Consider the following 12067-nt stretch of genomic DNA (forward strand, 5'->3'; position numbering starts at 1 on the left):
GGATTCATACGGTAAACACCGGCACGGGGTTGCACCAACGGTCCTTGTACTCCCGGTCCGCCCGACCGAACGAAAAACGTAACGGTTTGCCGGCGGCACGGGCATGTTCCCAGGCGCTCTGGGTGTTGAGGAAGCTCAACACGCTACCGGGGCTGAATTCGCGAGTCTGTGGGTCGACACCACCGTTGATGTACTCGACGCTGATCCACTCGGGCGCTTCGACGCGATACACCAATTGGATGGCAATCGGCGCATCGTTGAGGAAGATCACCGAACCGATCAGCCATTCGCGCAGCAACTCGATCACCTCGCCCATGCGCTCGGCACCGGTGGCCGCAAAGCCCCAGCGACGCAGGAACAGGTCGCAGTAGATCGAAGCCAGCTCGGCACTGGAAAACTCGTCGACCGGCCGCACCACCCCGCCCGCCTCTTCCAGCAAGCGCAGCTCACGGCGCTGGTTGTAGCGAAACTTCTTGGACAGCTCTTCCGGCGTGCGGGCCATGGCCAATTGTTCCTGCTGCAACTTCAAGCCACTGAAACGCCCCTCGTTGAGGGCCGACAGGTAACGTCCACGATGACGCAACGGTGCTTGCGCATCGGGCGCCGCCGGCAGGATCAGCTCGGCATTACCCAGATCGAACAAGCCCTTCTTGCCGCTGCGCTTGAGCACGTCCTTGGACAACGCCAGGTCGCGGCCCCAGGTCGGTATGGCCGCCTTGAGTTCACCGTTCTGCTCGAACGCCAGATAACGCACGGGAATCCCGGCCAGGGCCGCCAGGCGCTCGACCACCAGGGGATGGGTGGCCACACTGCCGCCAAAACGCTGCCAGGCCTGGGCATAAATCGACGCGTCTACGGCTGTCCAGCCGCGCTCACGCCAGCCTTGGAATCGATTGAACATTCAGGCCCTCGGCGCCAGTTCGTTGACTTGGGGCAAACGCCAGAATGCCTCGCGTACGGCGCGATCAGAGAAGCGCTCGCGCAAGCGGTCGAGCATCAGCTCGGCGCATTGGCGACGCTGCAGATCGTCCATGGCCGCCAGGTGTTGCAGCCCCTGAGCCATGTGCTCGGCGTCACCGAGCGGAAACAGGATGCCGACGCCTTCGACCACTTCCTTGGCACCACCGCAAGCAGTAGCCAGCAACGGTACACCGGCGGCCATGGCTTCGAGCAGCACCATGCCAAACGGCTCATGGTCGGAACTCAGGGCGAACACATCGAACGCGCGGAAATAACGACGCGCCTCGGGCACCTGGCCGAGCAACAGCACGCGGTCGGCGATGCCTAGCTTCAGCGCCAACGCCCGCAGCTCCGGCTCCCGACGCCCCTCACCGAGAATCGCCAACTGGCTGTTGGCCGGCAGATATGCCAACGCCGTAGCAAAACCACGCAACAAGGTGGCCTGGTCCTTGTCCGGGTGCAGGCGGCCGACATTGCCGACAATCCAGGCATGTGCGTCCAGCCCCAGGGTGTGCCGCGCCTCCTCCCGAGAAACCAGGCTGGCCTGCGTGACATCGAGGTCGATGCGGTTGTAGAGAGTCTGGATCCGGGCCGCCGGCCATTTCGGCAGGCAGCGGCGCATGTCGTCACGCACCGCATCGGAAACCCCGAGCAGGCTCAGGCGTTTACGAAAAACATGGGCGAACAGCCGGCGGGTACGCCGCTTGTAGTCACCGAAGGCATGATGAACGCCGATCACCGGCAGGCGAGTGCCGAGCAGGGCGATGTAGATCGGCTTGAAGCGATGGGCAATGCAGAAACTGAAATTGCGCGAGGCGGCAATCTTGCGCAGGTCGCTGATGGCGCCCAGCTTCAGGCCACGAATGGCGCTGGAGCGGTACTCCATGAACAGCACCTCGTCCGAGGCACAAGCGGCGGCAACTTGCGCGTCCGCCGCCCCGGTGAGAAACACCGTGGTCACGCGATAGCCAGTGCCCGCGAACAGGCTGGCGTACTGACGGGCGCAGTCCAGGAACGGCCCGTCATAACCGTGGCAGAACTGCAGCACATGTCGCTCAGCCGAGCGTGTCATAAGCGTCCACGCCGTCTTTGACCACCAGGATGTCTTCCATGATCAAGTATTGCAGATCGGAACCGAAGAACATGTTCAGCGCATCGGTCGGCGAGCAGATCATCGGTTCGCCACGACGGTTGAGCGAGGTGTTCAGCGACACGCCGTTGCCGGTCAGCACTTCCAGGGCCTTCATCATGTCGTAGTAGCGCGGGTTGTATTCGCGCTTGAGCACCTGGGCCCGGGAAGTACCGTCTTCATGGACGACTTCCGGCACGCGGGTTTTCCATTCTTCGGCCACTTCGAAGGTGAAGGTCATGAATGGCGCCGGGTGGTCGACCTTGATCATCTGCGGCGCAACGGTGTCGAGCATCGACGGGCAGAAAGGCCTCCAGCGTTCGCGGAACTTGATCTGTTCGTTGATCCGATCTGCCACGCCGCTGGCGCTTGGGCAACCGATGATCGAACGACCGCCCAAGGCTCGCGGGCCAAACTCCATGCGCCCCTGGAACCAGGCCACCGGGTTGCCGTCGACCATGATCTTGGCGATGCGCTCAGGGGTGTTGTCGATCTTGCGCCACGCAGGCTTGCTCGGATGACGGGCGCACGCAGCGATCACGTCTTCGTTGCTGTAGGCCGGGCCGAGGTAGACGTGTTCCATCTTCTCTACTGGCACGCCACGGGCGTGGGACACATAAGCAGCCGCACCCACGGCAGTACCGGCGTCGCCGGAAGCCGGTTGCACGAACAGCTCCTTGACGTCGTCACGGGCGATGATTTTCTGGTTCAACTTGACGTTCAACGCACAGCCGCCGGCGAAGGCCAGCTTGCCGGTTTCCTTGAGCACGTCGCCCAGGTAATGATCGATCATTTGCAGCGCGAGCTTCTCGAACAGCGCTTGCATGCTCGCCGCGTAGTGAATGTACGGCTCATCGGCGATGTCGCCTTCACGTTTCGGGCCGAGCCATTCGATCAGCTTCGGCGAGAAGTAGAAGCCCTTGCCCTTCTCTTTATAGCGACGCAGGCCGATCACGTTGGCGTAGTCGGTGTTGATCACCAGTTCGCCATTTTCAAAAGAGGCCAGGCGCGAGAAATCGTACTTGGTGGCATCGCCGTAGGGCGCCATGCCCATGACCTTGAACTCACCATCGAGCATTTCAAAGCCCAGGAACTCGGTGATCGCGCCGTACAGGCCGCCCAGGGAGTCCGGGTCGAAGAACTCCTTGATCTTGTGGATCTTGCCGTTTTCGCCATAACCAAAGAAGGTCGTGGCGTATTCGCCCTTGCCGTCGATGCCCAGGATTGCGGTTTTCTCCTGGAAGCCCGAGCAGTGGTAGGCGCTGGAGGCGTGGGCCAGGTGATGCTCGACCGGCTCGATCTTGATCTTTTTCGGATCGAAGCCCAGTTGCTCCAGGCACCAGACGATCTTGCGGCGATAGCGCTTGTAGCGACGGTTGCCCATCAGGATCGCGTCGAGGGCCCGGTCCGGGGCATACCAGTAGCGCTTGGCGTAGTGCCAGCGCGCCTCGCCGAACAGGCTGATCGGGGCGAAGGGGATCGCCACCACATCGACGTCGGAAGGCTTGATGCCGGCCTGCTCCAGGCAGAACTTCGCCGACTCGTAAGGCATGCGGTTCTTTGCATGTTTATCGCGTACGAAGCGCTCTTCCTCGGCCGCCGCGATCAGCTTGCCGTCAATGTACAGCGCTGCGGAAGGATCATGGCTAAGGGCGCCGGACAGGCCAAGAATCGTCAATGCCACAGGGGTCTAGCCTCTTATGTCTGCATACGGGCGACAAGCGCCTCGAAAAATTGATGTGCCGCGTACCTGGGGCACGGGGCAGCTAAAGGGCGGGATTATAGCTTAAAAGCGCCCTTAAACCTCTAGCAGTGAGTGGGAGCTTGTTGAGCACTGTCGCTCGGGCACTCATTGACGCTCACGGCGCTAAAGATTTTTAACCTTGAACACATCGACCGGTCGTGTTTTGTGGGCACGTAAACGCTTGTACACACTTTCGACAACGAGCGATGCCTGCCCCCATGCAGTATCTGAACATCCGCAAAAGACAAATAAAAGACAGCCTATACGGCCATATGATCCATTCCGACAGCTAGCGCTGGGCACACAAAAAAACAGAGCCCAACGGAATAATCAATAACTCTGTATAACTCAAGCAACTGCTTGTCGCCACTGTCAACTTTGACAGTGGCGAGCCCTTTGAAAACCAATGCAATTGAACGCGATCTTGTATTAGCCACAACAGGTGATGGGGGGGGAGTAATGTCATCACGAGGCGCCGCAGACGGCAGCTCGGCGATTAGTTTTGAAGTGCAAGATCATGGGGACGGAACAGTAAAAATTAAAGCGGGATACTATAATTTGTGGGTGCAACTTACCGCCTATGACGTTAAAAACGCTCAATGGGAACCTAACAGTCCTTACCAAAGATTGACTCAGCGCGACGCAGGGAACGGGTATTATTCTTTTACTGTAGATTTTTTATTTTCATGGAGTAGAAGACTCCTACATTTTTTGAAATACATTGAAGTACCTTGCGACGGTCTTTTTTTGGATGGAATGGGGTGGGGTGGGGTGGGGTGTATATCCGTCTCTTCGGTAACGGCTGCTTACGGCTCCGCTCTTACAGCGGGTCACTTTTGGAAGAGCCGGGAGCCGGACCAGCCAAAAGTAACCAAAAGCGCTTTGCCCCACCACTCGGCGCCTCGCCTAGGCTCGGCATGCCCGCGTTCGGCCATCGCGGTTAACGGGGCGCCGAGATCAACGTCCACCGCGAGGCGGCCTAACGGCCGACCTGGCTCTCCTGGTCGTACACCTGTCAGATCTGAGGGAGCAAAGCTTGCTCGCGAGGCGGCCTGTCAGCCGACCTGGTCCTCCCAGATGAACCCAATCCCAGTGTGGGAGCTTGCTCGCGAAGGCGGCAGTGCATTTCACACCTGAATCCGCCCCCGCTTCTCGACCTGAAGGTCTATGCAGTCCGTGGCGAGGATGCATCGGCGACCTCAAGTGAACAGCTGGGTCTTCACTTGTGGTTCATAGGGTGGACGAGGCGCTATCGACTGTTTTGGGCACCCGCTGATCAATCACCCGATACAGCGCACTGTCCTGTGGCCAATTGCGCATGAACCGCGCGCGATCCCGGGCGTAGGCCTGGGCGAAGCTGGCGTGGGTGCGGTGTTGGCACATCGAGTCGAGGTCGATCAGCGCCCAGCGGTCGTGCTGCCAGAACAGGTTGTGGCCCTTGAAGTCGCCGTGGCTGATACGTTCACGGATGAGGTCGGCGAACAAGCGATCCAGCGCCAGCAATTCCGCCTCGGGGGCGTCACCGTTTTGCACGTAAGGGCCGAAGCGCTCGATGATGTCCGGCCCCGCCAGGTATTCGGTTACCAGGTAAGCGCCGCGGCGCAGCCACAGGAAACGCTTTTCCAGCAGCGCCAGGGGCTTGGGCGTAGCGATGCCGAGAAAGGCCAGGCGATGGCCTTCGCGCCAGGAATGCCAGGCGCGACTCGGGCGCCAGAAGCGCTTGAGCCAATGGGCGAAGTTCTTGATGTTGTAGCGCTTGATCACCAAGGTGCGACCGTTCGCCTCGACTTTGCCAACACTGGCCGCGCCGCCGGTCTTGTACAGGTGGCCCTGGTCGAGCAATGCATCGGCCTGCTCCAGCACCGGTATCATGGCCGCTTCTTCATCACGGCGGATCGCCCGCAGGCCAAAGGCCCCGCGCTGCACGCTGAACAGGCTGCATTCGCGCCCGACTTTCGCGAGGAAATCCTTCAGGCGCCAGGCTTGCACTTTGTCGATCTGTTTTTGCAGCGCTTCCATGGGCAGCGCGTGTTCGGCGTTGCCCAGCAGGTAATGCACCAACAGCTCTTCATTGAACGGCTGGAGGGCTTTGGGAAGCTGGGCGAAAAACACCCCAAGGTTCTCCAATACTTTCTGCCGCGACAGCGGCTGCCCTGGGGTTTCAGCGCGGATGCCGGCGCCGTCGATCAAATAGAGCTTGCCGTCGTGACGCAGCAGATTGTCCAGGTGCAAGTCTTCCTGCCACAGGCCTTTGCTGTGCAATTGCGCGATAGCGCCCAGGGCTTCGGCCAGCACCGCCGTCTGTTCGTCGGCCAGCAATGGCAGGTGTTCGACCTGTTTCCAGGCATCCCCCAGGCTCTCGGCGTCTTCGAGCAATTCGAACAACAACCAGCCGCCTTCACCCTCTTTCAGTCCATCGGCCAGCAACAACGGCGTGGTCAGCCCCTGCTCTGCCAGCAGGCGAACGCCTTGCAGTTCCCGCTGGAAATGCCGGGCGGCCTTGTTGCCCACCAATAATTTGGCCAATACCGGCCGGCCACGCCAGACGCCCGCGCCGACGTAACGCTGCCCCGGCAACACCCGTAACAGCGAAAGCAGTTGCAACTTCGCCGGGCCGGCGGCATCGGCCAGTTCCAGGCTCATGGGCAGGCTGGGGATGCGGCCGGCATTCTTCAATTCGGACAGATGCATCAACGGGCTTCCTTATGGCTGCGCCGAGCGTTCAGACGGGTCATCCAGCGGTCGACCAGCCCACTGTCGAGCGGCTGGTCCAGATAACTGGACAGCAACTGGCGCACATCGGCATCACTCCAGACAGAGGCGCGCCGCAGCAAAGGCTCCAGGTCCTTGACCCGATCACGCAGGCCGAACAATAGCGGCCGGGTCTTTTCCAGGTCGATCAATTGCGCCTGATAGCCGTCGGCGGTGGCTTGCAGGAAGATGTGTTTTGGATAGAAGCAACCGTGCACCTGATGCATGCCGTGCAGGCGCCGCGCCAGCAAACCGCAGGCGTTGAGGATGGTGGTGCGCTGCGCCGCCGTCAGGCTCGACCAACGCTGCACCAGTGAATCCAGGTCATCCCAGCCGTCCAGGGCACGGGTCAGCAGGACCGCCCGCACCTCGCCGTTCACCTTGCGCTGACCATAGAACACCGCTTGCAGGGCCGGAATGCCCAACTGGCGATAGCGGCTGATGTTGCGAAACTCCCGGGAGAAGCTTGGCTCGCCAAACGGGTGGGACAAGGTCCGGGTCAGGTAATTGCTCTGGCGCTTGAGGTAATAACCCTGCCCCTCCAGGTCCAACCGGAACACACTGCTCCAGCCGTCACCCGAGGTGTTGGGTTCGTCCACCGCGTCCAGTTGCCGCGTCCACAAGGCCTCGAAGCTGTCCAGGCCATGACGTTGCAACAACGCCTGGTCTTCAGCGGCCAGAAAATCAGTCATTCACGCCCCTCGAAAAATCTCACCACGTGACGGATGCGTTTCTTGTCGCACGCATCGAGCCGGTCGCGCTGGCGGTATTGCAGGTAGAACCGCAGGCGCTGCGTGGCCGACAAGTGATACTTGGCCACCTTGTCCAGGCATGCCAAATCCTTGGTAATACGGTACTTGAGCCAGAAGCCGCGCCAGAAGTCGCCGTTCGGGCAGTCGATCAGGAACAGCTTCGCCTGGTCATCGACCAGCAGGTTGCGCCATTTCAGATCATTATGGGTGAAGCGCTGCTCGTGCATGGTCCGTGTGTAACCGGCCAGTTGCCGGCTCACCCCTTCGACCCAGGCCCGGTCGGCCAGCCTTGGATCGCGACGGTCGGCCAGGGCCGAAAGGTCTTCGGTATGCGGCAGCTCGCGGGTGATCAGCGCGCCACGGGCATAGGTCGCGCCGCTTCGCTCCAAGCCCCAGCCCACGACTTCGGCGGTGGGAATGCCCCATTTGGCGAAGCGCTTGAGGTTCTGCCATTCGGACTTGACCCGGGGTTTGCCCAGGTAACGCCGCAAGCCTTTGCCGGCCCCGACGTAGCGCTTGACGTAGTAATTCACGCCATTGCGCTGCACCCGGATCACCTCCGACAACGGATCACGGGTCAAACGCTCCCCTTGCAACGCGAACACCGCCTCGAGGCTGCCGAAATCCTGCGCCAGATCGGCGTAGGCCGGTTCCAGTTTCCAGCCTGACATCAGAGCGCGTCCCCGTATCGCTGCTTGCGGGCATACAGCTTGTTGGCCTTGCCTTCGAGCCAGGCCAGCAACGACGCCTCTTCGGCGAGGATCCGGCGCAATGGCTGCTGGAAATAGCCCTTGAGGAAACGCAGCTTGTCGCGGCGGGTCAAGCCGATGTCCAGCGCCGAGAAATACAGCGCCGCCAGGTCCTTGTTGCGCCAGCGAGTGGTAATGGCTGGACGGGTCTGGGCGCGGTGCAGGTCGATCACCGAAAGTTTGAAATCGGCAGGTGTCACCGGCTTGTCGGTGTGCAGCAGGAAGTGGCAGATGTAGCAGTCACGATGGTTGACCCCGGCGCGGTGCATCATGCCGGTCATGCGCGCCACTTCGGCGATCAGGGCACGCTTGAGTGCCGGTTGCGGCGGCTGCTTGACCCAGTCGATGCTGAAGTCTTCGAGGCTGACGGTCGGCGCCAGCTCTTCGGTGACGATGAACGAGTGCTGGTCTGCCGGGTTGCTGCCCTTCTCGCCGTACGCAACAGCGGTCATGGTCGGCACGCCGACTTCCTGCAAACGCTGGATCGCTTTCCATTCCTGACCTGCGCCGAGTACCGGCAGCTTGGCGGTGAACAGGTTCTTGAAGATCTCGCCCCAACCGATGCCGCGATGGATCTTCACGAAAAATCCACGACCGTCCACCTCCGTGCGCAAGGTGCGCCGGGCTTCCAGTTCGCGATAGACCTCGCCCTTGAGCGCCTCGACTTCGGCGAACGCATCGCGCCCGGCCCAAAGGCTCTTGAACGGTTCGGCCAGCATCAACTTCATTGTGCGTGCTCCGCCAAAATCACATCGGCCGCGTGCTGCGGCATGCTGTAGAGGTCGGCCGTCTCGGCGAAGGCCAGACCGTTGCGGCTCCAGGCCGCCCGGGCATCGGCATCGTTCAACATGCGACCCAGGTACTCGGTGAGTTGCGCTTGTTCAAACGGCTCGTCCAGCACCAGGCCACTGTCGGCCTCCGCGATGTAATGAGCGTACCCACACACTGCGCTGACCAGCACCGGCAACCCGGCCACCAGCGCTTCGAGCAGTACGGTGCCGGTGTTCTCGTTGTACGCCGGATGGATCAACAGGTCGGCGCCCAGCAGGAAACGCGGGATGTCACTGCGGCCCTTGAGGAACCGCACGTTGTCACCGAGCCCCAGTGCGGCGCTCTGCAGTTGGAATACCTTGGGGTCGTCCTGGCCGATTACAAACAGCCGAGTGCGTTTTCTCAATTCGGCGGGCAGCGCGGCCAGGGCCTTGAGACTGCGATCCACGCCCTTGGTCTTGAACCCGGAACCGATCTGCACCAGCAGCAGGTCGTCATCGGCCAGCTCGAATTCGGCCCGGAACGCCGTACGGATCTGGTCGGCGTCGGCGGGCCGCCGCCGGTCCTGGGCGATGCCCGGTGGCAGCAGGTGAAAGCGCTCGAGCGGCGTGCCGTAGTGCTTGATGAACAGTGGCTGCTGGACTTCGGAAATCATCAGCACGTCGGTCTTGGCGTCCTTGGCGAACACTGCCCGCTCGTACTCGGCGAAATGCCGGTAGCGGCCCCAGCGCCGGTACAGCGAATTGCGCAGGTTCTGCGCCTTGTCTTCGAAGCAGCCGTCGGCGGCGTAGTACACGTCCAGGCCGGGCATTTTGTTGAAGCCGATCAAACGGTCCACCGGGCGCTTGGCCAGGTCGGCCTCCATCCACGCGCTGAGCTTCTCGTTGCGGCGATGATTGAACAGCGCCTTGACCGGCGCCACCAGCACTTCGAAGCCGGGCGGCACGTCGCCTTCCCAGATCAGCGTGTAGACGCGGATCTGGTGACCGCGTCGCTGGCACTCCAGGGCGATGCGCATGAAGTCACGCTGCAGGCCACCGAAGGGGAAGTACTTATAAAGGACAAAAGCCAATTGCATCAGCGCGGCTCCTCAGCCAATAACGTGCTCAGGTGGCTGGCAACACGCTCGGGGTTCAGACGCGTGAAGCACAGGGGCTGCTCGCGTTTCAGGTCAAACCGCCGGGCATCTTCGGCGGTCGGCGGGTAAGTGCATTGTTTCTGCATGCACGGCGCGCAAGGGAAATCACTGGCAAGGTGAATCTGGCCCTTGCCGTAGGCGCCGGTCAGCACCGGATTGGTCGGGCCGAGCAGCGAAATGGTCGGTACGTCCAGGGCCGCGGCCAGATGACCGAGACCGGTGTCCACCGCCACACAGGCCTGGGCACCGGCAAGCACCTTGCCCATCCCGCCGAGGTTCAGCTTCGGCAGCACCAGGGCGTTGCGCAACCCGTTGGCGATGCGTTCGGCCCGGGCCTTCTCGGCGGGGTTGCCCCACGGCAGTTTTACCACCACGCCGAACTGCCCCATGCGTTCGGTGAGCTGGCGCCAGTAGAGCTCGGGCCAATGCTTGGACTCCCAGGTCGTGCCGTGCAGGAACACCACGTAGGGATAGGGGCGTGGCAATTCCACCAATTGGTCGACGTTGAGGCCATAGCTACCCAGCGTCTGCGGCAAGTCATAGCCCAGCGCCAGGGCAAATAGCTGCCGTACGCGCTCGACCGCATGCTGACCGCGAGCCACCGCCAGGCGCCGGGAATAAAAGCGCGCCGCCAGGGGTTCACGCGCCGAATTTTTATCCAGACCGGCCACCGGGGCCTTGACGTAACGGGTCAGCCAGGCACTTTTCAGCAGGCCTTGGGCGTCGATGACCAGGTCGTACTTTTCGGCGCGCACGCTCTGCTTGAAGCGTCGCCATTCGCCACTCTTGATGGTTTGCCAGAGGTTCTTGCGCCAGCGACGGATCGCTACCGGAATGACTTTGCCCACGGCCGGGTGCCAGGTGGGGATTTCGGCGAAGCCTTCTTCCACCACCCAATCGAACTTGATGCCAGGAATCGCCCGCGCCGCGTCGGTCAGCGCCGGCAAGGTGTGGACCACATCCCCCAGCGAAGAGGTCTTGATCAGCAATACCCGCAAGTTACCGAACCTCCACGGGTGTGCCCTGCAGACGCTCCAGGGCCTCGTTCACCGACGACGGCATGAGCTGGCGCAAGCAATTGTAATGACCGAAGCGACAGGTGCGGTCGAAGCACGGACTGCACTCGATGCCCAGGCGCACGACTTCGACCTTGTCGGCCAGCGGTGGCGTGAAGCCCGGCGAGGTGGAACCGTAGACCGCCACCAATGGGCGGTTCAGGGCCGCGGCCACGTGCATCAGGCCGGAGTCGTTGGAGACCACCGAATCGGCGCAGGACAGCAGGTCGATGGCCTCGGCCAGGGAGGTGTCGCCGCTGAGGTTTACCGACTCTTCCCGAAGGCCCGGGATCAGCCGCGAGCGGATGTCTTCCCCCACCGGGTGATCTTTTTTCGAGCCGAACAGCCAGACCTGCCAGCCTTCGCGAATCTTCGCCTCGGCAACCTGGGCGTAATGCTCGGCCGGCCAGCGCTTGGACTCACCGAACTCGGCGCCCGGACACAGGGCCAATACCGGACGGTCCAGGCTCAGGCCGAACTTGGCCAGCGCTGCTTCGCGGGTGACCGGGTCGATCTGCAGGCTCGGTCGTGGATACGGCTTGGGCAACTCGGTCCCAGGCTCGTAGGCCAGGGCCATGAAGCGCTCGATCATCAGCGGATAACGTTCTTTGTCCAGCGTGCGCACGTCGTTGAGCAGGCCGTAGCGAAACTCGCCACGCCAGCCGGTGCGCTTGGGGATGCCAGCGAAGAACGGCACCAGTGCCGATTTCAACGAATTGGGCAACAGGATCGCCTGGTCGTACTGACCGGCCAGGGATTTGCCAATGCGCCGGCGGGTCGCCAGCTCCAGCACGCCGTGGCCGAGCGGGAAGCTCAAGGCCTTGCGTACCTCGGGCATACGCTCAAGGATCGGCCGGCTCCACTCGGGGGCCAGGACGTCGATTTCGCACTGCGGATGACGCTGCTTCAGACACTGGAACAGTGTCTGCGCCATCACCATGTCACCGACCCAGCTGGGCCCAACGATCAGAATATTCATGTGCTTTCCAAAAACGATACGGGGAGGCCTACGCCTCCC

10 protein-coding genes are annotated in these 12067 nt (G+C 61.9%); all 10 read right to left on the reverse strand.

The window, feature by feature from the left end:
* Positions 1-4: 4 nt before the first annotated feature.
* Positions 5-901 (reverse strand): antimicrobial resistance protein Mig-14, encoded by an 897-nt coding sequence (locus tag AB4O09_RS28035; RefSeq protein WP_003197118.1) that lies wholly within the window; start codon positions 899-901, stop codon positions 5-7.
* Positions 902-2032, reverse strand: coding sequence for a glycosyltransferase (locus AB4O09_RS28040; RefSeq protein WP_003197117.1), 1131 nt, complete (start codon positions 2030-2032; stop codon positions 902-904).
* Complete coding sequence (locus AB4O09_RS28045; protein WP_003197115.1) at positions 2016-3773, reverse strand: carbamoyltransferase family protein; 1758 nt, start codon at positions 3771-3773, stop codon at positions 2016-2018. Before AB4O09_RS28045 ends, AB4O09_RS28040 begins: the two co-directional genes overlap by 17 nt.
* A gap of 1290 nt (positions 3774-5063) precedes the next feature.
* A complete protein-coding gene (locus AB4O09_RS28050; RefSeq protein ID WP_028237536.1) occupies positions 5064-6524 on the reverse strand; it encodes a lipopolysaccharide kinase InaA family protein in 1461 nt (486 codons plus the stop codon).
* On the reverse strand, positions 6524-7276 hold the full coding sequence (locus AB4O09_RS28055; RefSeq protein ID WP_003197112.1) for a lipopolysaccharide kinase InaA family protein: 753 nt from the start codon (positions 7274-7276) through the stop codon (positions 6524-6526). Before AB4O09_RS28055 ends, AB4O09_RS28050 begins: the two co-directional genes overlap by 1 nt.
* Positions 7273-8007 carry a lipopolysaccharide kinase InaA family protein gene (locus AB4O09_RS28060; protein WP_003197110.1) on the reverse strand — a complete coding sequence of 245 codons (735 nt, stop codon included), beginning with the start codon at positions 8005-8007 and terminating at the stop codon, positions 7273-7275. Before AB4O09_RS28060 ends, AB4O09_RS28055 begins: the two co-directional genes overlap by 4 nt.
* Positions 8007-8813, reverse strand: coding sequence for a lipopolysaccharide core heptose(I) kinase RfaP (gene rfaP, locus AB4O09_RS28065; RefSeq protein WP_003197105.1), 807 nt, complete (start codon positions 8811-8813; stop codon positions 8007-8009). The genes AB4O09_RS28060 and rfaP overlap by 1 nt, the downstream gene beginning before the upstream one ends.
* On the reverse strand, positions 8810-9934 hold the full coding sequence (locus AB4O09_RS28070; RefSeq protein ID WP_003197103.1) for a glycosyltransferase family 4 protein: 1125 nt from the start codon (positions 9932-9934) through the stop codon (positions 8810-8812). Before AB4O09_RS28070 ends, rfaP begins: the two co-directional genes overlap by 4 nt.
* Positions 9934-10992: a lipopolysaccharide heptosyltransferase I gene (gene waaC / locus AB4O09_RS28075; protein ID WP_013692116.1), complete on the reverse strand. Its 1059-nt coding sequence runs from the start codon at positions 10990-10992 to the stop codon at positions 9934-9936. The genes AB4O09_RS28070 and waaC overlap by 1 nt, the downstream gene beginning before the upstream one ends.
* Position 10993: 1 nt before the next feature.
* On the reverse strand, positions 10994-12028 hold the full coding sequence (gene waaF, locus AB4O09_RS28080) for a lipopolysaccharide heptosyltransferase II (RefSeq protein WP_003197099.1): 1035 nt from the start codon (positions 12026-12028) through the stop codon (positions 10994-10996).
* Positions 12029-12067: the final 39 nt, after the last annotated feature.

The organism is Pseudomonas sp. H1_F01, assembly GCF_054681425.1.